Here is a 20,884-nt window from a genome sequence, read left to right as displayed (position 1 = left end):
AGACTATACGCCGTAGCGCTGGCGATAGGCAGCCACGGCCTCGCGCGAGGCGCTCAGCGCGGGATCGCGGGAGGCGTCCAGGTAGGCGAGCAGATCCTTGAGGCTGGCGATCGAGATGACGGGCACGCCATATTCGCGCTGTACATCCTGCACTGCGGAATGGGTGCCGACCTGCTCGGCGGTGCCGCTTTTCTCCATGCGGTCGAGCGCGATCAGCACCGCGGCGGGCTCGGCGCCGGCCGCGCGGATCATCTGCATCGATTCGCGCACCGAGGTGCCGGCCGAGATCACGTCGTCGACGATCACCACCTTGCCCTTGAGCTTGGCGCCGACCAGCGTGCCGCCCTCGCCGTGGTCCTTGGCTTCCTTGCGGTTGTAGGCGAAGCCCACGTCACGCCCGAGGCCGGACAGCGCCACCGCGGTGGCCGAGGCCAGCGTGATGCCCTTGTAGGCCGGCCCGAACAGCACGTCGAAGTCCACGCCCGAGGCCAGCAGGGTTTTCGCATAGAATTGCGCCACCTGGCCCAGCATCGCACCCTGGTTGAACAGGCCCGCGTTGAAGAAGTACGGCGACTTGCGCCCTGCCTTGGTCACGAATTCGCCGAAGGACAGCACGCCGGCGTCCAGCGCAAAACGGATGAAAGTCTGGCTGAGGTCGCCAGCGCCGGGCTGCGGCGTCGTCTGCTGCGTCATCTTTTCTCTCTGATTTCAAATTTCCCGAGATGTTACGGATTATCAGCGCCAACCTCAACGGCATCCGCTCCGCGGCCAAGAAAGGCTTTTTCGAATGGATGGGCAAGCAGGACGCCGACATGGTCTGCGTCCAGGAGCTCAAGGCCCAGTCCGCCGACATGACCGAAGCGTTCCTCGCGCCGCACGGCTACCACGGCTACTTCCACTACGCGGAGAAAAAAGGCTACAGCGGCGTCGGCCTCTATACCCGCCACAAGCCGGAGCGCGTGGTCACGGGCTTCGGCTGCGCCGAGTTCGACAGTGAAGGGCGCTACGTGGAGGTGCAGTATCCGCACCTGGCCGTGATCTCGGTCTACGTGCCGTCCGGCTCCAGCGGCGAGGAACGCCAGCTCGCCAAGTTCCGCTTCATGGCAGCCTTCCTGCCCCACCTGCTGCAGCTCAAGGCCAGCGGGCGCGAGATCGTGCTGTGCGGCGACGTCAATATCGCCCACAAGGAAATCGACATCAAGAACTGGAAGGGCAACCTGAAGAACTCGGGCTTCCTGCCGGAGGAGCGCAGCTGGATCGGCGAACTGTTCGACGTGCACGGCTACGTGGATGTGTTCCGCAAGCTCGACCCGCGGCCCGAGCAGTACACGTGGTGGAGCAACCGCGGCCAGGCCTACGCGAAGAACGTGGGCTGGCGCATCGACTACCACCTCGCCACGCCGAAGATCGCCGACACGGCCAGCGCCACCTCGATCTACAAGGACGAGAAGTTCAGCGATCACGCGCCGCTGTCGATCGACTACGATTTCCCGCTGTAGGAAACAGGCGGCTCCGCGCGGCGCCTACGCGGCGCGCACCTCTTCCAGCAGTTCCGGATGGCGCTCGAGCAGCTTGAGCAGCTTCACCAGCGCCAGCGGCGGCCGGGTCCGGCCGGTCTCGTAGCGCGAGAAGGCGTTGACGCCGCCGCCGAAGATCTCGGCGGCCTCGCGCTGGTCCAGCGCGAGGCGCTTGCGCACGCCGGCGATGAATTCGGGGTCGACGATGGCGGCGTTGACCTGCTTGTTGAATGCCAGCATGGCATCCGACACGCGCGCGGACTGGTCCAGGTCGAGCACGGCTTCGCCGCAGGCGGGACAAAACCGGCCACGCACGCACGGGATCGAGGTGCTCTCGCCCCGGTAGACGTAGGGCAGGTCGCGTACGGCCTCGACCAGTTCAGCCGCGCCGCAACTGGGACATTTCATTTCACCGCTCCTTGAAAGAGACGATCAGCACCTCGTCCATCACGGTCAGCTTCAGATAAATGCTGCCGTATGGCGTGACCGGCCGGTAGACGTCCTGCCAGATCGTGTGGTCAGCATAGGTGGTCATGCTCTTGTAGAAGTCGTGCGGAGCAAGCGCCATGACAACGGCAAGCAAACCCGCCTCGTCCAGTCCCATCCGGCCCGCGCCGGTCAGTGCCGAAAACGTGATGGTGACGCGGCCCGCTTCGATCAGGCTCCGTACGCGCTGCAATTTGCAATGCGGCCTATGTTTCTCCATGCGAATTTAACCTACTAGGTTATCGGGATCAAGGGATTCGCGCTGCGCCGCCGCATCAAGGCCCATCAAAGCCCATCAAGGCCCGCATCGACACCGCAGCGTCATCCCAACCTAGTTACAATGCTGGTTCCCGTCCGATTCCGGCATGGGAACCTTCGTATTTCCGAGTGAGTCCGCCATGGTTTTCAAAGTGTTCGTAGATGGTCAGGAAGGCACTACCGGCCTCCGGTTGCTCGACTATCTGTCCGGCCGTTCCGATGTGGAACTGCTGCGTATCGCCGATGACAAGCGCAAGGACCCGGCCGAGCGAGCACGATTCCTGAATGCCGCGGACGTCGCTTTTCTGTGCCTGCCCGACGTGGCGTCGCGCGAAGCCGTGTCGCTCGTGACCAATCCGGATACCTGCGTGATCGACGCCAGCACGGCGTTCCGCACCGCCGACAACTGGGCCTACGGCCTGCCGGAACTCACGCGCGGCCAGCGCGAGAAGGTCCGCGCGAGCAAGCGCATCGCGGTGCCGGGCTGCCACGCCAGCGCCTTCGTGCTGGCGGTGCGCCCGCTGGTGGAAGCCGGCGTGATGCAGGCCGACTACCCGGTCTCGGCGTTCTCGCTGACCGGCTACAGCGGCGGCGGCAAGCAGATGATCGCGGAGTTCGAAGCCGGCGGTAATCCGAAGCTGAACAGCCCGCGTCCCTATTCGCTGGGCCTGGCGCACAAGCACCTGCCGGAGATGCGCGTGCAGACCGGCCTGGCGCACGCGCCGATCTTCAGCCCGATCGTCGGCAACTTCCTCAAGGGCCTGGCCGTGACGGTGCCGGTGTACCCGGACCGCCTCGCGCGCAAGGTCACGCCGGAGCAGATCGCCGACATCTACCGCAAGCACTACGAAGGCGAGCAGTTCGTGCGCGTGATGCCGGTGGGCGACGAAGCCAACCTCGACGGCGGCTTCTTCGACGTGCAGGCCAGCAACGATACCAACCGCGTCGACCTGTTCGTGTTCGGCTCGGCCGAGCGCATCGTGCTGATGGCGCGCCTGGACAACCTGGGCAAGGGCGCCGCCGGCGCCGCCGTGCAATGCATGAACGTGCATGTGGGCGCGGACGAGGCGACCGGGCTGCGCGCCTGAGTGGCGCCGTCCGGTTGTCTGGGGTAGATGAAAAAAGCCGGCCTCAGCCGGCTTTTTTCATGGCTCGGACTCAACTGCCCGTGCGGACCACCACGCCCTTGAGCGCCACGCCGATATACGCGGCACCCTTGGCGCAGACATAGGTGCTGTCGCTGGCGGTCTCGTCGTTCTTCCAGTTGCTGCGGATGTCGACCACCGCGTTGCCGCCTTCCTTCATGGCGCGCTGCTGCAGCTCCTGCACGGCCTGCACGAAGGTGGTGGCGCACAGTTCCTCGTCTCCGGGCGGCGGCGCGGCGCCGGTGGCGCCGCTGTTGTCCACCGGCCGGCGGATGCGCTTGACGGTCTTGTAGGTCTGGCCGCCCTGCGCGTCGGGCAGCCGGTTGAAGCCGAACAGCAGCCTGATCGACGGATCCACGCGCGACTTGGCCTCGGCCGAGGCCAGCGCCTTGTCGATCGGCTGGTTGAGCAACTGGTCGGCCGCCTGCGCGCTGGCGCCGGCCAGCAGCGCGCCGGCCATCAGGCTGATCCGCATCCATCGTTTCATATCCCGCTCCTTGCTCCGTGACATCACGAGAAAAGGCGGCACGGCGCCGCGCCGCGGGCCGCGCACATCTTCATCCTATGCGATGCGCCGCGCGGCGGAGGCCCTTGCCGCCCTACTTTTTCAGCGGCTTCTGGCGATCGTCGTCGCCGCTGTCCTCGGGGGCGCCGCCCAGGTTGGCCATGTTGGCTCGGTACTCGGGCAGCTTCGCCATGCTCGACTCGATCGCGCGCGCGTACAGCGGCAGCACCTCGGGCAGATGCTTTTCCAGCTCGGCGATGCGGGTGCGGCCGGAGGGATGGGTGGACAGGAACTCGGAGCCCTGCTGCGCCGGCGCCTTCGACACCATGCCCATCTTCTGCCACAGCGAGATCGCGGCGCGCGGGTCGAAGCCGGCGCGCGCGGCGATGTCCATGCCGACTAGATCGGCCTCGGTCTCGTCGGCGCGCGAGAAACGCAGCGTGAGCAGTTGCGCGCTGGTGCCGATCGCCATGTTGCCGAGGTTGCCGAAGCCGAACAGTTGCGAGATCACGTTGGCACCGAGGTTGGTGATCTCGGACTTGGCGGCGCGCTCGCGCGCGTGCTCCTGCAGCGCGTGGGCGATCTCGTGCCCCATCACCTCGGCGACTTCGTCGTCGGTGAGCTTGAGCTGGTCGAGCAGGCCGGAGTAGAAGGCGATCTTGCCGCCCGGCATGCAGAAGGCATTGACCTGCCTGGAGTTGATCAGGTTGACCTCCCACTTCCACTGCCGCGCGCGTTCGTTCCAGCGCGTGGTCTGCGGCAGCAGGCGCCTGGCGATGGCGCGCAGGCGGATCAGCTGCGGGTTGCCGTCCGGCGCCAGCGTGCGCTTGGACTGCGCCTCGGTCTTGATCTGCTCGTATTCCTGCGCGGCCTGCTGCTCGATCACCTCGACCGGCACGATCAGCCGCACCGGCGCGCCGCCGCGCTGCACGCGGATGCCGTCGTCCGGCTCGGCGTCCTGGGCCAGGGCCGCCGGCGCGCCGAACGCGGCCGAGGCCGCCAGCGCCAGCGCGGCGAACTGCCGCGGCATCGCCAGCCCGGCCTGGCGGGGGCGGTTCTGACAATGCTGGCAATCGGACATGGAGGATTCCCCGGAAGCGGTTTGCCGGACGTGGTTTGCAGGCTGGTTTGCAACAGGCGGCGCGGTCGCGCCGCGAAAGCGCCCGGCACCTGCCGGCCCGGCCGCAGCGTAATGCAATAATACACGGCGCCCCGCCTGGCCCATCGCCGCCGATTCATGACCTTCCAAGACTATCTCGACATTTTCCGCAACCGCCGCATCGGCGCCATGCTGACGCTGGGCTTCGCCTCCGGGCTGCCGCTGGCGCTCACCTCCGGGACCCTGCAGGCCTGGATGACGGTGGAGGGCCTCGACATCAAGACCATCGGCTTCTTCTCGCTGGTGGGCCAGGCCTACATCTTCAAGTTCCTGTGGGCGCCGCTGATGGACCGCTACACGCCGCCGCTGCTGGGCCGGCGCCGCGGCTGGCTGCTGGTCACGCAGCTCGGGCTGGTGCTGGGCATCGCCGGCATGGCCTTCTGCCCGCCGCGCGAGGCATTGTGGGCGCTGGCGGCGCTGGCCACGCTGGTGGCCTTCCTGTCGGCCTCGCAGGACATCGTGTTCGACGCCTACAGCACCGACGTGCTGCGCGCGCCCGAGCGCGGCGTGGGCGCGGCGGTCAAGGTGCTGGGCTACCGGCTGGCGATGCTGGTCTCGGGCGGGCTGGCGCTGTGGCTGGCCGACCGCGTGATGGGCTGGCAGCAGATGTACATCCTGATGGCCGGCCTGATGGGCATCGGCATCTTCTCGCTGTCGTGGGCGCCCGAGGCGGAATCGCCGGCGCGCATGCCGCGCTCCATCGAGGAGGCGATCCTCGGCCCGCTGCGCGACTTCTTCTCGCGCCCGGGCGCGTGGTGGCTGCTGCTGCTGATCGTGCTGTACAAGCTCGGCGACGCCTTCGCCGGCAGCCTGTCGACCACCTTCCTGATCCGCGGCGTGGGTTTTTCCGCCGGCGAGGTCGGGCTGGTCAACAAGACGCTCGGGCTGGCCGCCACCATCGTGGGCGCGCTGTTCGGCGGCACGCTGATGGTGCGCCTGGGGCTGTACCGCTCGCTGATGCTGTTCGGCCTGCTGCAGGCGGTGTCCAACCTCGGCTACTGGCTGCTGGCGGTGACGCCGCCGCACCTGTGGAGCATGGGCGCCACCATCTTCGTGGAGAACCTGTGCGGCGGCATGGGCACGGCCGCCTTCGTGGCGCTGCTGATGACGCTGTGCAACCGCTCGTTCTCGGCCACGCAGTACGCGCTGCTGTCGGCGCTGGCCTCGGTCGGGCGCGTCTACGTGGGGCCCAGCTCGGGCTACCTGGTGGAGGCATTCGGCTGGCCGGCGTTCTACCTCAGCACGGTGGTGGTGGCGCTGCCGGGCGTGGCGCTGCTCTGGGCGATGCGCAACACCGTGCACCGCTACGAGGCCAGCGCGCGCGCCGCCGCTTGACGCGGCGGGGCCGCCGGCCTTACTGCTTGTAGTAGACGATCTGGTGCGAGGTGGCGAGCAATTCGCCCTGCGGGCTCCAGATCTGCGCGCCCTGGTCGAAGAAGCCCTGGCGGAACACCTGCGCCTGGGCGCTGCCCAGCACGTGGCTGTCGCCGAGCGCGGCCAGCGTGGCGGCGTCGGCATGGAAATACGTGGTCAGCGACACCGTGCCGGCCGGCACGAAACCGGCGCGCTTGAGGAAGATGCGCGGGTAGAAGGTGTCGCACCACGCCGCCATCGCGGCGAAGTCCGGCGTGCGCGCCGGCGCGTCGCGCAGCCAGAACTGCGTGAGGCTGTCGGGATGCTCGGTGCCGGGCTCGGCGCTCGGCTTGGCGCCGCGCACCGGGCGCAGCTCGTAGGCATCGAGCCAGCGCACCGGCGCGAAGCCCGCCATCGGCGGCACGGCCTGCGCGGGCGGCACCTGCGGGAATGCCGCCTCGGCGCAGTTCCACGTCTCGCGGCGCACGGCGAAGAAGGCGGTGGCGGTGGTGGCCACCTCGTCGCCCTGGCGCAGCTCGATCGACCAGTGCTGGGTGTTGCGGTTGGTGCGCACCGGGCGCGCCTCGATCACGAACGGCCCTGCCACGATCGGGCCGGCGAAGTTGACGGTCAGCGCGGACGGGTCGCCGAGCCGGGCCGGATGCCGGAGCGCGGCCTGCAGCAGCGTGGCCGCGGTGATGCCGCCGAACGGCCCGATCATGTTCCAGTACTCCGGCGTGGTGCGGCCGTGGAAGAGATTGCCGCCCGCGTGCTCCAGCGCGATCGCGTGGTCGAAGGAGTGGACGGGCTGGCTGGCGGCTTGGGTGGCGGTCATGATGTCTCTGCGTATTATGTTTGAATCGATGCCGAAAAAAGTACGGTCGTTCGATAATACGCCAAAGCGCCGCGCGCTGCCGGCGCGCGCCGCCAGGGCCGGACGCGCCCGTTCAGGCCGCCGTCACGCTACCTTCGCGCTGCCTTCGCGCCGCCCTCAGGCGGCACACACCCGGTACACCGCCAGGCTGCCGCGCCAGTTCCGCCCCCAGTTGACCGTCACGCCTTCGTGCATCACCACGCGGTCCAGCACGCGCAGCCCGACCTTGGGCGCGAGCGCCTCGAAGTCGCTGATGGTCAGCACGCGCACGTTGGGCGTGTTGTACCACTGGTAGGGCAGCGCCTCCGACACCGGCATGCGGCCGCGGAACACCGACAGCCGGTGCGGCCAGTAGCCGAAGTTGGGAAACGACACGATGCATTCGCGCCCCACGCGCAGCGTCTCGCGCAGGACCTGCGCGGTGTTGTGGATGGTCTGCAGCGTCTGCGACAGGATCACCGTATCGAAGCTCTTGTCCTCGAACAGCGCCAGTCCGCCTTCCAGGTTCTGCTGGATCACGTGCACGCCCTTCTGCGCGCACGCCAGCACGCCTTCGTCCTGGATCTCGATGCCGTAGGCCTGCACGTCGAGCTCGTCCTGCAGCACGCGCAGCAGGCTGCCGTCGCCGCAGCCGAGGTCCAGCACAGTGGAATCGGGCTCGATCCAGCGCGCGATGGCGCGGAAGTCGGGGCGCAGCGCCAGGATGTTGGGGTTGGCAGCGGCGTTCATGCACCAATCTCCTCGGCGATGCGCTGGTAGTAGGCGCGCATCAGGTTGTGGTAGCGCGCGTCGTCCAGCAGGAAGGCGTCGTGGCCGTGCGGCGCGTCGATCTCGGCGTAGCTGACCGGGCGCTTGTTGTCGAGCAGCGCCTTGACCAGCTCGCGGCTGCGGTTCGGCGCGAAGCGCCAGTCGGTGGTGAAGCTGGCCACCAGGAAGCTGGCGCGGGTCTGCGCCACCGCGCGCGTGAGGTCGCCGCCGAAGGCCAGCGCGGGATCGAAGTAGTCCAGCGCGCGCGTGATCAGCAGGTAGGTGTTGGCGTCGAAATACTCGGCGAACTTGTCGCCCTGGTAGCGCAGGTAGCTCTCCACCTGGAACTCGACGTCGAACGAGAAGCGGATGTCGTCGGTCTTGAGCTCGCGGCCGAATTTCTCGGCCATGTCCTCGTCGGACAGGTAGGTGATATGGCCGATCATGCGCGCCACGCGCAGGCCGCGCTTGGGCTTGACGTTGTGCGCGTAGTAGTTGCCGCCGTGGAAGTCCGGGTCCGACAGGATGGCGCTGCGCGCCACCTCGTTGAAGGCGATGTTCTGCGCCGACAGCTTGGGCGTGGAGGCCACCACGATGCAGTGGCGCAGCCGGTCCGGGTACATCAGGCTCCACGCCAGCGCCTGCATGCCGCCGAGGCTGCCGCCCATCACCGCGGCGAACTGCGCGATGCCGAACTGGTCGGCCACGCGCGCCTGCGCGTTGACCCAGTCTTCCACCGTCACCACCGGGAACATCGCGCCGTAGGGCTTGCCGGTGGCGGGGTTGGGGCTCATCGGGCCGGTCGAGCCGAAGCACGAGCCGAGGTTGTTCACGCCGATGACGAAGAAGCGGTTGGTGTCGAGCGGCTTGCCGGGGCCGACCATGTTGTCCCACCAGCCCACGTCGTGCGGATCGTGCGCCGACACGCCCGCCACGTGGTGCGAGGCGTTGAGCGCGTGGCACACCAGCACGGCGTTGGAGCGCGCGGCGTTGAGCGTGCCGTAGGTCTCGACCATCAGGTCGTAGTCGGCGATCGAGGTGCCGTTGCGCAGCTTCAGCGGCTCGGGGAAATGCATGCGCCGCGGCGTGACGATGCCGACCGAATCGGCCGGCGGTGCCAGCGTGGCAGGAGGCGTAGCTACGTCTGTCATGAAGTGGGCCCGCCGGGAGACGGGCGTAAAAAAACCCGACCGGCATTTGCATGGCCGTCGCGTGCGGTTGCGGTTTGCATTTGCACGAACGGTGGCGCAGCCAATCGGGTTTTGCGCGGGCCTTGTCGCCGCTTGCCGGTGCCTTGCGTGGCAGGGTACCGGCCCAACCTCTTTAGCCGCATTTATATTGGCCGCCGCGACATCCCGACAAGGGAACCGTGGCTGCCGCGCGCCCGCAAGCCAGTCATCAAATCGGCGCGACGCGCTTATTATAGAGCAAACGGCGCCGGCGCCGCCCGCCCCGCGCCGTTGTCCCTACTGCCAGCGAGCCTTGCCTTGACGAACCCGCCCAGCATCCTGGTCATCGAAGACGAAGCCGCGATCGCGGACACCATCCTCTACGCGCTGTCCACCGACGGCATGTCGGTGGCGCATTGCGCGCTCGGCGGCGCGGCGCTGGCGCGGCTGCGCGCGCAGGTGCCCGACCTGGTGATTCTCGACGTGGGCCTGCCGGACATCAACGGCTTCGAGGTCTGCCGCACGCTGCGCACGTTCTCCGACGTGCCGGTGATCTTCCTGACCGCGCGCCATGAAGAGATCGACCGCATCGTGGGCCTGGAGATCGGCGCCGACGACTACGTGGTCAAGCCGTTCTCGCCGCGCGAGCTGGCCGCGCGCGTGCGCGTGATCCTGCGCCGCGCCGGCACGCGCGCTACACCGCCGCCAGCGCCGCCAGCCGCCGCCGCGCAGGAATTCACGCTCGACGCCGACGGCGCGCGCGTGGCCTGGCGCGGCCGGTGGCTGGACCTGACCCGCTACGAATACTTGCTGCTGTCGCTGCTGCTGCGGCACCCGGGGCGCATCTACTCGCGCGCGCAGCTGATGGCGCTGGTCTGGCACGATGCCGCCGACACCATCGACCGCACCGTCGACACCCACGTCAAGACCGTGCGCGCCAAGCTGCGCGCGCTCGATCCCGGCTGCGACCCGATCCGCACGCACCGCGGCATGGGCTATTCGCTCGCGGCCTGATCCCGCTCTCCCTTCCTTCGCGCCCACGCATGCACATCGGCCTTCGCATCTTCTTCGGCTTCTTCCTGATCGTCGGGCTGGCGGCCTTCCTCACGCTGCGCGTGTTCGTGCAGGAGGTCAAGCCGGGCGTGCGGCAGGCGATGGAGGACACGCTGGTCGACACCGCCCACGTGCTCGCGGTGCTGGCCGCCGACGACCTCAAGAGCGAGCATATCGCCGACGGCGCCTTCGCGCGGCGCCTGGCGCGGCTGCGCGAGGACAAGGTCGACGCCAACGTGTGGGGCATGCACAAGGACGCGGTCGGCTACCGCATCTACGTCACCGACGAGCGCGGCATCGTGCGCTTCGACTCCGGCGACGCCGGGACAAGCGCGACAGGCGCGACAGGCGCCGACTACTCGCGCTGGAACGACGTCTACCGCACCCTGCGCGGCCAGTACGGCGCGCGCAGCACGCGCGCCGACCCGGACGACGACGCCAGCACCGTCATGCACGTGGCCGCGCCGATCCGCGACGACGGCCGGATCATCGGCGTGCTGACCGTGGCCAAGCCCAACGTGACGATGGCGCCGTTCATCGCGCGCAGCCAGCGCAAGATCCTGCTCAACGGCCTGCTGCTGATGGGCGGCGCCTTCGCCATCGGCCTGGCCTGCACGTTGTGGCTGGTGCACGGCCTGCGCCGCCTGCAGCGCTACGCGCGCGCGGTGGCGGCCGGCGAGCGCGCCGAGATGCCGCTGCGCGGCGCCAGCGAGCTGGCCGAGCTGGGCCGCGCGGTGCAGGGCATGCGCGCGCGTCTGGAAGACAAACAGTACGTCGAGCACTACATCCACACCCTCACGCACGAGATGAAGAGCCCGCTGGCGGCCATCGGCGGCGCGGCCGAGCTGCTGCAGGAGGACATGCCGGCGGCGGACCGCGGCCGCTTCGCCGCCAACATCGGCCGCCAGGCGCAGCGCCTGGAACAGATGATCCGCAAGCTGCTGGCGCTGGCCGCGCTGGAGCAGCGCCAGCGCCTGGAGACGCGCGAGCGCGTGGCGCTGCTGCCGCTGATCGGGCAACTGCTGCAGGAGCTGGAGCCGCGCGCGCGCCAGCGCGAACTGTCGCTGCGCCTGCTGCCGCCCGCGCAGCCTGACCCGGCCGTGGAAGGCGACCCGTTCCTGCTGCGCCAGGCGCTGGCCAACCTGCTGGAAAACGCGCTCGATTTCGCGCCGGCGGGCAGCGCGGTGGACATCTCGGTGGAGCAGGCCGGCGCCACCACCGCCGTGCGCGTGGCCGACCAGGGGCCGGGCATCCCGGACTACGCGCTGCCGCGCCTGTTCGAGCGCTTCTACTCGCTGCCGCGCCCGGGCGGCCAGGACAAGAGCACCGGGCTGGGGCTGTGCTTCGTGCGCGAGATCGCCACGCTGCACCAGGGCGCCATCGCGCTGGCCAACGGCGCGCGGGGCGGGGCCTGCGCCACGCTGACGCTGCCGTCGGCATAGCGCCGGCGGCGGCCGGTTCGCCACACATTCGCTTCACACAGGCTTCCGCGGCGCCTCACACGGCGGCGGCACACTGGCGGCATTCTCATTGCCGAGCCCAAAGGAAACCGCCGCTCATGCCGACCTATCTCCATTGCGCCCCGCCGCTGGCCCTCGCGGCCGCGCTCGGCCCGCGCCGCGTGCCGGCCGGCCTGCTGGCCGCCGGCGTGGCGGCCAGCGTGCTGCCGGACCTGGACATGCTCGCCGTCTGGCACGCCGGCGTGCGCTACGACACGGTGCTGGGCCACCGGGGCCTGACGCACTCGATCGGCTTCGCGCTGGCGCTCGGCCTGCTGGCCGCGCTGGCGGCGCGGCGCCGCGGCTGGCGGCCCGGCATCGCGTTCCTGTTCGTGGCGGCGAGCGCCGTGTCGCATCCGCTGCTGGACCTGCTCACCGACCGCGGCATCGGCTCGGCGCTGTTCTACCCGCTGACGGACCGGCGCGTGAACCTGCCGTGGCGGCCATTGCCGCTGTCGGCGGCGGGCCTGTTCGGCGTGGCGCGCCTGCGGCTCGAATGCCTGTGGATCGGCTTGCCGCTGCTGGCGGCGGGCACGCTTGGCGCCGGCCTGCGGCTGTGGCTGGAGCGCGCGGGGCTGGCGCGGCGTCCCGCGCTGGCCAAGTGAGGCCCGCATGACACCGGCCAGCGGCGCGGCCCTGGCCGCCACCAACCGCATCGACCGCTTCCTGACCGCGCCGCGCCCGGCGCTGGCGCTGGCGGGCACGCGGCGCGCGCTGTGCGAATTGCTCGCCTTCGGCATCAAGGAGGCGCGCGCCTGCCTGTTCGCCGGGCTGTTCTTCCTGGCGGTGTTCGCGGTGCCGCGCGGCGGCTGGCTGGGCATCCCGCGCTATGACCTGCTGCTGGCCGCGGCGCTCGCCATCCAGGCGGCGATGGTGTGGGCGCGGCTGGAAACCGTGGACGAGCTCAAGGCCATCAGCCTGTTCCACGTGGTGGGCTTCGCGCTGGAGGCGTTCAAGACCTCCGGCGGCATCCAGTCGTGGAGCTATCCCGACTTCGCCTACACCAAGGTGCTTGGCGTGCCGCTGTTCGCGGGTTTCATGTACGCGGCGGTGGGCAGCTACATCATCCAGGCCTGGCGCATCCTCGGCGTCAGCGTGCGGCACCATCCGCCGCACTGGATGGCGGCCGCGATGGCGGTGCTGGTGTATGCCAACTTTTTCACGCACCACTATATCGGCGACTACCGCTGGTACCTGGCCTGCGGCATCTGCGGCCTCTACGCGCGCGCCACGGTGCGCTTCCGCCCGCTCGACCGCGAGCGCGGCATGCCGCTGCTGCTGGCCTTCGTGCTGATCGGGCTGTTCGTCTGGATCGCCGAGAACATCAGCACCTTCTTCTCGGTATGGCGCTATCCCGACCAGCTCGGCGCGTGGTCGGCGGTGCACGTGGGCAAGTGGAGCTCGTGGTCGCTGCTGATCGTGATGACCTTCACCATCGTGGCCAACCTCAAGCACGTCAAGGCCAGCATCCACGTGCCGCGCTGATCGTGGCGGCTCAGCCCAGCAGCACGCGCAGTTGCGCGTCGGCGTTCTCGCTGGGCAGCTTGCGGAAGCCGCTCTTGGCGTAGCGGTGCCACTGGCCCTGCACCGCCGCCACGATCAGCGCGGCGCGCACCGGCACGTCGGCGTCGGCCGGGAAGGCGCCCTGGCTGATGGCGACCTTCAGGCACTGCCGCAGCGAGGCCTCGATGCGGTCCACCAGCTGGTTGATGCGCTCCTGCAGGCGGTCGTGCTCGCCGACCAGCGCCTCGCCGGTCAGCACGCGCGTCATGCCGGGGTTCTTCTCGGCGAACGACAGCAGCATGCGCACGATGGCGTGCGCCTGGCGCAGGCCGTTCTCTTCCTGCGTGGTGATCTGGTTGATGAGGCCGAACACGGTCTGCTCGATGAAGCCGATCAGGCCTTCGAACATCTGCGCCTTGCTGGCGAAATGGCGGTACAGCGCCGCCTCCGACACGCTCAGCTTGGCGGCCAGCGCGGCGGTGGTGATCTTCTCCCCGCGCGGCACTTCCAGCATGCCGGCCAGCGTCTGCAGGATCTGCACGCGCCGCTCGCCGGGGCGCGGCCGCTTGCGCACCGGCGCCCCGTCGGCGCCCGCGGCCGGCGCGCCGGCGGCCGCGGTGGTGCCCGCGGTGGTGCCGGCATTGCTGCCTGAAGCGGCGCCCGAGGGGCGCCCATTGCTCTGCATCATGACCCGATTCCCCGCATTCTTTGTTTGAGTTGATGCATGGATTGTACTTTTACGTCCACATAGCCGGGACGATTTACGATGCGCGCGCGCACCCGCGGCGCCGAAGCGGGCAGCGCCTGGGGCGCGGTGCCGCCGGCCGCGCCCTGCGCGGCCGCGGCCGGCGGGTCCTGCGTCTCGGCCGCCACCAGCGTCACCGAGCGCTCCTGCGCGGCGTGGCCGGCGCGCTGGCGGTCTTCGGCATCGAGCGTGCTGCGCAGCACGGCGTCGCCGCTCACGCCGGCCACCGCGGCATCGGCCGGCAGCGGCACCGCGTGCGGGCGCGACGGCGCCAACGTGCGCAGATAGCCCGTCACCCAGGCGGTGCGGATGCCGGTGCCGGCGTAGCGCTTGAGGTGGGACAGCGTGTCTTCCACCAGCACCGCGCGGTGCGGCGCCACGCCGTGCTGGGCCAGCAGCCGGCGCAGCATGCGGCGGTCGGGCTTGGGCCGCAGGTGGCCGTGCACCCACATGTCCTCGACCGCCACCACGCGCTCGAAGCAGTGCGCGATGCCGGCCACGCGCAGCACCGCGCGCGCGTACTGCGCGGGCGCGTTGGTGACGAGGATCTTGCGGCCCGGCAGGCGCATCAGGTGCGCGGCCAGCCCGCGCTGCACGCGCACCATCTGCGCCAGCTCGGGAAAATCGTGCGCGGCGCGCAGGAAGTCGGCCGGGTCCACGCCGTGGTGGCGGATCATGCCGAGCAGCGTGGCGCCGTAGCGCTGCCAGTACTTCACCCGCATCTCGCTGGCGGTGGCCTCGTCGCAGCCGATCACGCGCGCCACGTACGCCGTCATCAACCGGTTGATGGCCGGGAAGATCGCGTGCGAGGCGTCGTGCAGCGTGTTGTCGAGATCGAACAGCCAGACGGTGCGGCCGGAATTGTCGCCGGCGGGGCGGCGGCGGCGCGCACCGCGCAGGCTGGGGCGCGGGGTCTGGGTTGGTGTCGGCACGCGGGAAGGGAAGGAAGGCAGGACCGGCAGCGCGCGGCGCGCGCGGCCGGCGGACGCCGCTCAGTGCGAGCGGATCATGGTGCCGAACGCCTGTTCGGTCAGGATTTCGAGCAGCAGCGAGTGTTCGATGCGGCCATCGACGATGTGCACCGAGTTGACGCCGCTCTTGGCCGCGTCCAGCGCCGACGAGATCTTGGGCAGCATGCCGCCGGAGATGGTGCCGTCGGCGAACAGCTCCTCGATCTCGCGCGCCGACAGGTCGGTCAGCAGGTTGCCGGCCTTGTCCATCACGCCCGGGATGTTGGTCATCATGACCAGCTTTTCGGCCTTGAGGATCTCGGCCATCTTGCCGGCGACCACGTCGGCGTTGATGTTGTAGGCCTGGCCGTCGTCGGAGAAGCCGATCGGCGAGATCACCGGGATGAAGGCGTCGTCCTGCAGCGCCTTGACCACGGCCGGGTTGATGGCCTCGATGTCGCCCACGTAGCCGATGTCGATGAAGGCGCCCGGGTTCTCGCGGTCCGGCATCTTCAGGCGCTTGGCGCGGATCAGGCCGCCGTCCTTGCCGGTCAGGCCCACGGCCTGGCCGCCGTACTGGTTGATCAGCATGACGATGTCCTGCTGGACCTCGCCGCCGAGCACCCACTCGACCACTTCCATCGTTTCTTCGTCGGTCACGCGCATGCCCTGGATGAAGGTGCCGACCTTGCCGACCTTCTTCAGCGCCTCGTCGATCTGCGGGCCGCCGCCGTGGACCACCACCGGGTTCATGCCGACCAGCTTGAGCAGGATCACGTCGCGCGCGAAGCCGTGCTTGAGCTTTTCCTCGGTCATGGCATTGCCGCCGTACTTGACCACGATGGTCTTGCCGTGAAACTTGCGGATATAGGGCAGCGCCTCGGCAAGGATTTCGGCCTTGAGGGCGGGGGCGATGGCGGCCACCGCAGTTGCGGCAGGCCCGGGGTTGTCGGCGTTCATGGCAAGGGACATCCGTGAGATTCAACAGGTATCATGGCGGTTCTGGCCGGCGGCAGGCAGGCGCGTCATGGGCATCGTGCCCCTGACAAGCCACCTCCGGCCGCGGCAGGCGCCGATTTTACAAGAAACCGGAGCGCACGCGAGCGGACCGTGGCGCAGCGGGGGCACAAGGCCGGCACATGCGTCCTGCGGCGCACCATGACGTCCCCTCCACGCAACAGTCCAGCCGGCGATCTGCCCGCCGGTCGCGCACAAGTCTCGCTACACATTAGAACAGCGGCATGACAAAGAGCCTGCACCCTGACAAACCCGGTGCCCGGTGCACCGACAGGCGCCGCCCGGGCACCGCAGACAATGCCGGCAAGCCCGGCGCCGCGCCGTGAGCGACCCGGCCACCGTGCTGACCGGCCAGCTGCGCCCGGTCGAGCATTGCAGCGCCTGCGGCGCCGGCTTCGTGTGCGGCTACGCGGCCGGCCTGCCGCAGTGCTGGTGCGCCAGCCAGCCGCTGCTGCCGGCGCGGCTGATCGTGCCGGGCCGGCACTGCCTGTGCCCGGCCTGCCTGGCCAGGCGCCGCGAGGCCGCCGAAGCGGCGCCCGGCGCCGCCTGAGCAGCGGGCCTGCCGCGGTGCCCCACGCAAAATATTGCGCAACGAATTTCCATTTCCCATTCATGCGGCTACTATTCGCCCCATGAATGATCTACGTGCAATCGACCTGAACCTGCTGGTGGTGCTGGAAGCGCTGCTGGCCGAACGACATATCTCGCGCGCGGCGCTGCGCCTGCACCTGAGCCAGCCGGCCGTCAGCCACGCGCTGGGCCGCCTGCGCCAGTTGCTGGACGACCCGCTGCTGGTGCGCGGCCAGGGCGGGCTGGTGCCGAGCCCGCGCGCCCACGAGCTGGCCGGGCCGCTGGCCGAGGCGCTGGCGCAGGTGCGCATCCTGCTCGGGCCGACGGGCTTCCAGCCCGCCACGGCGCGCCGCAGCTTCCGCCTGGCCATGTCCGACTACGGCGCGATGGCGTTGCTGCCCAGCCTGCTGCGCGCGGTGCGCAAGGCCGCGCCGGGCATCGACCTGGTGGTCTCGCAGGCCAGCCGCGAAGGCATGGTGGCCAAGGTGGCGGACGGCGAGATCGACCTCGCGCTGGGCGTGTTCGAGGCGCCGCCCGAAGGCATGCGCGGCGCGCCGCTGTTCGAGGAAGCCTATGCCTGCATGGTGGATGCGGCCACGGTGCGCGGCCAGGGCAAGCTGGACCAGGTGGCTTACCTGGCCCGCTCGCACGTGCTGGTGTCGGCCCACGGCGAGCGCGTGGACGCCATCGACGCCGCGGTGGCCAAGGCCGGCGGGCGGCGCAAGATCGCCTGCGTGCTGCCCCACTGGAGCGTGGCGCCGGCGCTGATCGCCGGCACCAACCTGGTCCTGACCACGGCGCGCCGCAGCTTGGCCGCGTTCGAGGACGACGCGCGCTTCGCGGTGTTCGAGCCGCCCTTCGCGCTGCCGGGCTTCACCTTCAGCCTGATCTGGCACGACCGCACCGACGCCGACCCGGGCCAGACCTGGCTGCGCGAGCGCGTCAAGGCGGTGGCGGCGGGCGACGAGCCCGGCGACGCGATCAGCCTGCGCCGCTGAGCCGCGCCGGACCGCTGACCGAACCGCTGACCGGACCGCCGGAGCGCGGAACCGCCGGCCGGAGCCGGGACTTCAATTTCAGTGCTTGTGGTCGCCGTGCGCGCCGGCCGCGGGCGCGCCGGCCCCGAGGTCGCGCACCTCGGCGTCCACCTTCTCCTCGATCACCTTGCCGCCCTGCTCGATCCTGAGCGTCAGCGGCACGGTGTCGCCCTTCTTGAGCGGCGCCTTGAGGCCCATCAGCATCACGTGGTAGCCGCCCGGCTTGAGCTCCACGTCCTGCATGCGCGGCAGGTCCAGCGCGCCGACCGCGCGCATGCGCATGACGTTGCCGTCCATCTTCATTTCATGGACCTCGGCGGTGGCCGCGGCGGGCGTGCTCACGCCGACCAGTTTGGCCGTCTCGTGCGCGTGCAGGGTCATGAACACGCCGGTCGCGGTCTGCGCCGGCACGGTGCCGCGGGCCCAGGCGTTGCTGACGTCGACCTGCGCGAAGGCCGCGCCCGAACAGAGCGCGGCCAGCACGGCAGCGGCGGCGGCGGGCAGGGCGGCGAGGAATCTGGCTTGCATGGGAATCTTCTCCACTGAACTTCACTTGCGTCGCAAAGGCGCCATTAGACCATGCCGGCGCGGGCGGCGTGGCCGGCGCCGGCAGTCAACGAACCAGTCTGGCAGCGCGCCGCGGGGTGGCCAATGCGGCACGGTGTCGCATAATGCGGGCCCGCGCCGCGCCATTGTTAAACTCGCGGCATGGATACCTCCTCCGCCGTGCCGCCCGGCCCGGCCTCTCCCGCCGCCGCGTCCGCCGCTGCCGCTGCCGCCGCGGCGACCTCCGCCCGCACCGGCCCGCTGCGCCACAACCTGGTGAGCCTGCGCCGCCTGTTCTGGCTGCGCTGGGCGCTGCTCGGCGGGCAGGCGCTGCTGCTGGTGTCGTGCGAGGCGGTGGCCGGCGTGATCCTGCCCTACAGTCCGCTGCTGGCCATCCTCACGCTGCAGACGCTGTTCAACCTGCTGACCGGGCTGCGCCTGCGCCACCAGCGCGGGCGCGGCGCGCGGCCCAGCGACGCCGAGCTGATGGGCCAGCTGCTGGTCGACCTGACCGCGCTGTCGGCCGCGCTGTTCTTCACCGGCGGCGCGACCAACCCGTTCGTCTCGTTCTACCTACCCGGCCTGGCCATCGCCGGGGCGGTGCTGCCGTGGCGCCTCGTGGTGGTGCTGGCCTTCTACGCGATGGCCTGCTACAGCGTGATGCTGATCGAGTACGTGCCGCTGAACCTGCACAACCCGGACAACGCCATCACCTACCACCTCGCCGGCATGTGGCTGAACTTCGTCGTCAGCGCCACCATGATCGCGGTGTTCGTGGCGCGCCTGTCCAACGTGCTGCGCCAGCGCGACGCCGAGCTCAACCTCGCGCGCGAGCAGTTGCTGCGCGACGCGCGCATCGAGGCGCTCAACGACCAGGCCGCCGCCGTGGCGCACGAGATCGGCACGCCGCTGGCCACGCTCGCGGTGATCGCGGGCGAGCTGCGCGCCGATGCCGCCGACGCGCGCCTGGGCGCCACCCCGGTCAACGCCTACCTGCCCGACCTGCAGACCGTGGAGCAGCAGCTCGACCTGTGCAAGTCGATCCTGGCGCGCCTGCGCGACGACCACCAGACCGCCGCGCCGCAGCGCGTGGACGCCTGGCTGGACGGCTTCGTCGAGCGCTGGCAGTTGCGCCACCCGCATGCGCGCCTGGAAGCCAGCGCCATCGGCGAGGCCGCCGCGCTGCCGGTGGAGGCCGCGCGCGTGGGCCAGATCCTGACCATCCTGCTCGACAACGCCGCGCGCAGCCAGCTCGCCGCCGGCCACGCGCAGGTGCCGCTGCGCCTGGCCATCGTGCTCGACAAGCAGGAGGGCCAGCCCACGCTGACCTTCCGCGTCACCGACCGCGGCCTCGGCATCCCGCCGGCGCAGCGCGCGCGGCTCGGCGAGGCGCCCATGAGTAGCATGCACGGCGGCCAGGGCATCGGCGCCTACCTGGCGCAGAGCGCCGCGCTGCAGATGGGCGGATGGCTGGCCTGGCACGACCACCACGAAGGCGGCACCGTGGCCGAGCTGCACCTGCCCGAGCCTGCCGCCGCGCCGCCCGAAGCGCAACCGATTGCCTCACCCCCGGCCCCATCCACGGCCGCACCCACGACAACGAGCCAGCCATGACCGACGCCTCCCACGACCCCGCCGCCACGCAGCAGCCCGGCACCGGCGATGCCGGCCCCTTCCTGGTCATCGACGACGATGCCGTGTTCGCCGGCGCGCTGGCGCGCGCGCTCACGCGCCGCGGCTACGCGGTGCAGATCGCGCACACCGGCGCGCAGGCGCTCGCGCTGGCCGCGCAGACGCCGTTCGCCTACATCACGCTGGACCTGCACCTGAGCGCGCCGCCCGAGGCCGGCAGCACCGCGCCGGCGGAATCCGGCCTGCACCTGGTCGGGCCGCTGCGCGCGGCCCTGCCGGACGCGCGCATCCTGGTGCTGACCGGCTACGCCAGCATCGCCACCGCGGTGGCGGCGGTCAAGCATGGCGCCGACGAGTACCTGGCCAAGCCGGCCAATGTGGATTCGATCCTGACCGCGCTGATGGCGGGGGTATCGGAAGACGCGGCCGAAGCCGCGATGGAAGAGCCGGTGCCGCTGTCGGTGGCGCGCCTGGAGTGGGAACACATCCAGCGCGTGCTGGCCGAGCACGACGGCAATATCTCGGCCACCGCGCGCGCGCTCAACATGCACCGGCGCACGCTGCAGCGCAAGCTGGGCAAGCGGCCGGTCTCGCGCTAGCGCGCTGATGCGCTAGCGCGGCGCGCGGGCCGCGCGCGGCATCGTCAGAGCCGCAGCTGGACGTAGTCCCAGTCGAGATCGTCTTCCCGCACCGGCTGCTGCGCCACGCGCAGCGCGTCGCTGGCATGGCGGTCGGCGCGCGAGCCGAGGTCGCCGGCCTCGACCGCCAGTTCGGCGGCGGGCGGCACGGCGTCGGCGCGCGTGCCGGCTTGTGTCTCGGTGCGCGTTTCAGTGCGTGTTGTGTCGGTGCGCGTGCCGGTGTGTGTGTCGGCGGCGGCGCGGATCGCGGCGGGCGTGGCCAGCGCCGCATGCGGCGCGACATCGGGGCGCGCGCACAGGAACAGGGTGGCGGCGGCCATGCCGCCAAGCACGGCGAAATAGGACAGCAGCTCGCGTTTCATTTCGGTCCTCCTGCCTGATCGGTTTGCGGTTGTTGTCATGAAGGCCGCCGGCGGCATGGCCGGCAGCCTCCGTGGAACGACCCGCCGCGGGGCCGTGGAGATGACCTGCGCCGCTGCAC

The 20,884-nt window shown here is 70.2% G+C and carries 24 protein-coding genes; 11 read left to right on the top strand and 13 right to left on the bottom strand.

What is annotated here, in order from left to right; translation table 11 throughout:
• Positions 1-3: 3 nt before the first annotated feature.
• Positions 4-693: an orotate phosphoribosyltransferase gene (pyrE, locus tag KF708C_RS29075; RefSeq protein ID WP_020205131.1), complete on the bottom strand. Its 690-nt coding sequence runs from the start codon at positions 691-693 to the stop codon at positions 4-6.
• Positions 694-722: 29 nt separating this feature from the next.
• On the opposite strand from pyrE, the gene KF708C_RS29070 reads away from it, so the two are divergent.
• Positions 723-1,499, top strand: coding sequence for an exodeoxyribonuclease III (locus tag KF708C_RS29070; RefSeq protein WP_020205132.1), 777 nt, complete (start codon positions 723-725; stop codon positions 1,497-1,499).
• Positions 1,500-1,523: 24 nt separating this feature from the next.
• Here the strand turns inward: KF708C_RS29070 and KF708C_RS29065 are convergent, their stop codons facing one another.
• The gene (locus KF708C_RS29065) at positions 1,524-1,925 is read right to left on the bottom strand and encodes a type II TA system antitoxin MqsA family protein (RefSeq protein WP_059414851.1); all 402 of its coding nucleotides are present in this window, start codon (positions 1,923-1,925) and stop codon (positions 1,524-1,526) included.
• A 1-nt stretch (position 1,926) separates the two neighbouring features.
• Positions 1,927-2,223 carry a type II toxin-antitoxin system MqsR family toxin gene (locus tag KF708C_RS29060; RefSeq protein WP_059414849.1) on the bottom strand — a complete coding sequence of 99 codons (297 nt, stop codon included), beginning with the start codon at positions 2,221-2,223 and terminating at the stop codon, positions 1,927-1,929.
• Between the two features lie 178 nt (positions 2,224-2,401).
• Between KF708C_RS29060 and argC the strand changes: the two genes are divergently transcribed.
• Complete coding sequence (argC, locus tag KF708C_RS29055) at positions 2,402-3,349, top strand: N-acetyl-gamma-glutamyl-phosphate reductase (RefSeq protein WP_029044059.1); 948 nt, start codon at positions 2,402-2,404, stop codon at positions 3,347-3,349.
• Positions 3,350-3,419: 70 nt separating this feature from the next.
• On the opposite strand, the gene KF708C_RS29050 is transcribed toward argC, so the two are convergent.
• Complete coding sequence (locus KF708C_RS29050) at positions 3,420-3,893, bottom strand: excinuclease ATPase (protein WP_231586627.1); 474 nt, start codon at positions 3,891-3,893, stop codon at positions 3,420-3,422.
• 112 nt (positions 3,894-4,005) lie between these two features.
• Positions 4,006-4,941: a M48 family metallopeptidase gene (locus KF708C_RS29045; protein ID WP_020205137.1), complete on the bottom strand. Its 936-nt coding sequence runs from the start codon at positions 4,939-4,941 to the stop codon at positions 4,006-4,008.
• Between the two features lie 207 nt (positions 4,942-5,148).
• Here KF708C_RS29045 and KF708C_RS29040 point away from each other — a divergent pair, with 207 nt between their 5' ends.
• Entirely contained in the window at positions 5,149-6,405 is a 1,257-nt protein-coding gene (locus KF708C_RS29040; protein ID WP_059414843.1) for a muropeptide transporter, read from the top strand.
• 19 nt (positions 6,406-6,424) lie between these two features.
• On the opposite strand, the gene KF708C_RS29035 is transcribed toward KF708C_RS29040, so the two are convergent.
• The 3 genes from KF708C_RS29035 to metX form a co-directional block, all read right to left on the bottom strand.
• The gene (locus tag KF708C_RS29035; protein WP_059414838.1) at positions 6,425-7,258 is read right to left on the bottom strand and encodes an acyl-CoA thioesterase; all 834 of its coding nucleotides are present in this window, start codon (positions 7,256-7,258) and stop codon (positions 6,425-6,427) included.
• Between the two features lie 156 nt (positions 7,259-7,414).
• On the bottom strand, positions 7,415-8,026 hold the full coding sequence (metW, locus tag KF708C_RS29030; RefSeq protein ID WP_020205140.1) for a methionine biosynthesis protein MetW: 612 nt from the start codon (positions 8,024-8,026) through the stop codon (positions 7,415-7,417).
• Positions 8,023-9,195: a homoserine O-succinyltransferase MetX gene (gene metX / locus KF708C_RS29025; RefSeq protein ID WP_029044061.1), complete on the bottom strand. Its 1,173-nt coding sequence runs from the start codon at positions 9,193-9,195 to the stop codon at positions 8,023-8,025. The genes metW and metX overlap by 4 nt, the downstream gene beginning before the upstream one ends.
• 336 nt (positions 9,196-9,531) lie before the next feature.
• Between metX and creB the strand changes: the two genes are divergently transcribed.
• The 4 genes from creB (at position 9,532) to KF708C_RS29005 (ending at position 13,250) form a co-directional block, all read left to right on the top strand.
• Positions 9,532-10,227: a two-component system response regulator CreB gene (gene creB, locus KF708C_RS29020; protein WP_156174015.1), complete on the top strand. Its 696-nt coding sequence runs from the start codon at positions 9,532-9,534 to the stop codon at positions 10,225-10,227.
• 29 nt (positions 10,228-10,256) lie between these two features.
• On the top strand, positions 10,257-11,708 hold the full coding sequence (gene creC / locus KF708C_RS29015) for a two-component system sensor histidine kinase CreC (protein WP_059414834.1): 1,452 nt from the start codon (positions 10,257-10,259) through the stop codon (positions 11,706-11,708).
• Positions 11,709-11,824: 116 nt separating this feature from the next.
• Positions 11,825-12,370 carry a metal-dependent hydrolase gene (locus KF708C_RS29010; RefSeq protein WP_059414829.1) on the top strand — a complete coding sequence of 182 codons (546 nt, stop codon included), beginning with the start codon at positions 11,825-11,827 and terminating at the stop codon, positions 12,368-12,370.
• Positions 12,371-12,377: 7 nt separating this feature from the next.
• On the top strand, positions 12,378-13,250 hold the full coding sequence (locus KF708C_RS29005; RefSeq protein WP_059414827.1) for a DUF817 domain-containing protein: 873 nt from the start codon (positions 12,378-12,380) through the stop codon (positions 13,248-13,250).
• Between the two features lie 10 nt (positions 13,251-13,260).
• Here the strand turns inward: KF708C_RS29005 and slmA are convergent, their stop codons facing one another.
• From slmA to argB, 3 genes are read right to left on the bottom strand one after another with little or no spacing between them, the layout of a single operon-like run.
• Complete coding sequence (gene slmA / locus KF708C_RS29000; RefSeq protein ID WP_020205146.1) at positions 13,261-13,956, bottom strand: nucleoid occlusion factor SlmA; 696 nt, start codon at positions 13,954-13,956, stop codon at positions 13,261-13,263.
• Positions 13,953-14,945: a pyrimidine 5'-nucleotidase gene (locus tag KF708C_RS28995; RefSeq protein ID WP_059414825.1), complete on the bottom strand. Its 993-nt coding sequence runs from the start codon at positions 14,943-14,945 to the stop codon at positions 13,953-13,955. Before KF708C_RS28995 ends, slmA begins: the two co-directional genes overlap by 4 nt.
• A gap of 60 nt (positions 14,946-15,005) precedes the next feature.
• On the bottom strand, positions 15,006-15,935 hold the full coding sequence (gene argB, locus KF708C_RS28990) for an acetylglutamate kinase (RefSeq protein WP_369796926.1): 930 nt from the start codon (positions 15,933-15,935) through the stop codon (positions 15,006-15,008).
• A gap of 367 nt (positions 15,936-16,302) precedes the next feature.
• Between argB and KF708C_RS28985 the strand changes: the two genes are divergently transcribed.
• Both KF708C_RS28985 and KF708C_RS28980 read left to right on the top strand, forming a co-directional pair.
• Positions 16,303-16,530: a cysteine-rich CWC family protein gene (locus KF708C_RS28985; protein WP_059414823.1), complete on the top strand. Its 228-nt coding sequence runs from the start codon at positions 16,303-16,305 to the stop codon at positions 16,528-16,530.
• Between the two features lie 82 nt (positions 16,531-16,612).
• Complete coding sequence (locus KF708C_RS28980; RefSeq protein ID WP_059414821.1) at positions 16,613-17,548, top strand: LysR family transcriptional regulator; 936 nt, start codon at positions 16,613-16,615, stop codon at positions 17,546-17,548.
• Positions 17,549-17,626: 78 nt separating this feature from the next.
• Here the strand turns inward: KF708C_RS28980 and KF708C_RS28975 are convergent, their stop codons facing one another.
• Positions 17,627-18,115 carry a copper chaperone PCu(A)C gene (locus KF708C_RS28975; protein ID WP_059414820.1) on the bottom strand — a complete coding sequence of 163 codons (489 nt, stop codon included), beginning with the start codon at positions 18,113-18,115 and terminating at the stop codon, positions 17,627-17,629.
• 180 nt (positions 18,116-18,295) lie between these two features.
• On the opposite strand from KF708C_RS28975, the gene KF708C_RS28970 reads away from it, so the two are divergent.
• Positions 18,296-19,747, top strand: a complete 1,452-nt coding sequence (locus KF708C_RS28970; protein WP_156174014.1) for an ATP-binding protein — start codon at positions 18,296-18,298, stop codon at positions 19,745-19,747.
• A complete protein-coding gene (locus tag KF708C_RS28965; protein ID WP_020205153.1) occupies positions 19,744-20,364 on the top strand; it encodes a response regulator transcription factor in 621 nt (206 codons plus the stop codon). Before KF708C_RS28970 ends, KF708C_RS28965 begins: the two co-directional genes overlap by 4 nt.
• Positions 20,365-20,408: 44 nt before the next feature.
• Here the strand turns inward: KF708C_RS28965 and KF708C_RS28960 are convergent, their stop codons facing one another.
• Positions 20,409-20,765: a hypothetical protein gene (locus KF708C_RS28960; RefSeq protein ID WP_059414818.1), complete on the bottom strand. Its 357-nt coding sequence runs from the start codon at positions 20,763-20,765 to the stop codon at positions 20,409-20,411.
• Positions 20,766-20,884 lie beyond the last annotated feature (119 nt).

The sequence above is a fragment of the Cupriavidus basilensis genome, assembly GCF_000876015.1.
GTDB classification, from domain to species: domain Bacteria; phylum Pseudomonadota; class Gammaproteobacteria; order Burkholderiales; family Burkholderiaceae; genus Cupriavidus; species Cupriavidus basilensis_B.
The sequence above is the reverse complement of the archived record's forward strand: the minus strand, read 5'-3'. Positions and strand labels throughout refer to the sequence as shown.

Bases quoted from the DNA above. Each gene is read 5' to 3' on its own strand.
- pyrE (WP_020205131.1), bottom strand. From the start codon at position 693: ATGACGCAGCAGACGACGCCGCAGCCCGGCGCTGGCGACCTCAGCCAG.
- KF708C_RS29070 (WP_020205132.1), top strand. From the start codon at position 723: ATGTTACGGATTATCAGCGCCAACCTCAACGGCATCCGCTCCGCGGCC.
- KF708C_RS29065 (WP_059414851.1), bottom strand. From the start codon at position 1,925: ATGAAATGTCCCAGTTGCGGCGCGGCTGAACTGGTCGAGGCCGTACGC.
- KF708C_RS29060 (WP_059414849.1), bottom strand. From the start codon at position 2,223: ATGGAGAAACATAGGCCGCATTGCAAATTGCAGCGCGTACGGAGCCTG.
- argC (WP_029044059.1), top strand. From the start codon at position 2,402: ATGGTTTTCAAAGTGTTCGTAGATGGTCAGGAAGGCACTACCGGCCTC.
- KF708C_RS29050 (WP_231586627.1), bottom strand. From the start codon at position 3,893: ATGAAACGATGGATGCGGATCAGCCTGATGGCCGGCGCGCTGCTGGCC.
- KF708C_RS29045 (WP_020205137.1), bottom strand. From the start codon at position 4,941: ATGCCGCGGCAGTTCGCCGCGCTGGCGCTGGCGGCCTCGGCCGCGTTC.
- KF708C_RS29040 (WP_059414843.1), top strand. From the start codon at position 5,149: ATGACCTTCCAAGACTATCTCGACATTTTCCGCAACCGCCGCATCGGC.
- KF708C_RS29035 (WP_059414838.1), bottom strand. From the start codon at position 7,258: ATGACCGCCACCCAAGCCGCCAGCCAGCCCGTCCACTCCTTCGACCAC.
- metW (WP_020205140.1), bottom strand. From the start codon at position 8,026: ATGAACGCCGCTGCCAACCCCAACATCCTGGCGCTGCGCCCCGACTTC.
- metX (WP_029044061.1), bottom strand. From the start codon at position 9,195: ATGACAGACGTAGCTACGCCTCCTGCCACGCTGGCACCGCCGGCCGAT.
- creC (WP_059414834.1), top strand. From the start codon at position 10,257: ATGCACATCGGCCTTCGCATCTTCTTCGGCTTCTTCCTGATCGTCGGG.
- KF708C_RS29010 (WP_059414829.1), top strand. From the start codon at position 11,825: ATGCCGACCTATCTCCATTGCGCCCCGCCGCTGGCCCTCGCGGCCGCG.
- KF708C_RS29005 (WP_059414827.1), top strand. From the start codon at position 12,378: ATGACACCGGCCAGCGGCGCGGCCCTGGCCGCCACCAACCGCATCGAC.
- slmA (WP_020205146.1), bottom strand. From the start codon at position 13,956: ATGATGCAGAGCAATGGGCGCCCCTCGGGCGCCGCTTCAGGCAGCAAT.
- argB (WP_369796926.1), bottom strand. From the start codon at position 15,935: ATGTCCCTTGCCATGAACGCCGACAACCCCGGGCCTGCCGCAACTGCG.
- KF708C_RS28980 (WP_059414821.1), top strand. From the start codon at position 16,613: ATGAATGATCTACGTGCAATCGACCTGAACCTGCTGGTGGTGCTGGAA.
- KF708C_RS28975 (WP_059414820.1), bottom strand. From the start codon at position 18,115: ATGCAAGCCAGATTCCTCGCCGCCCTGCCCGCCGCCGCCGCTGCCGTG.
- KF708C_RS28970 (WP_156174014.1), top strand. From the start codon at position 18,296: ATGGATACCTCCTCCGCCGTGCCGCCCGGCCCGGCCTCTCCCGCCGCC.
- KF708C_RS28965 (WP_020205153.1), top strand. From the start codon at position 19,744: ATGACCGACGCCTCCCACGACCCCGCCGCCACGCAGCAGCCCGGCACC.
- KF708C_RS28960 (WP_059414818.1), bottom strand. From the start codon at position 20,765: ATGAAACGCGAGCTGCTGTCCTATTTCGCCGTGCTTGGCGGCATGGCC.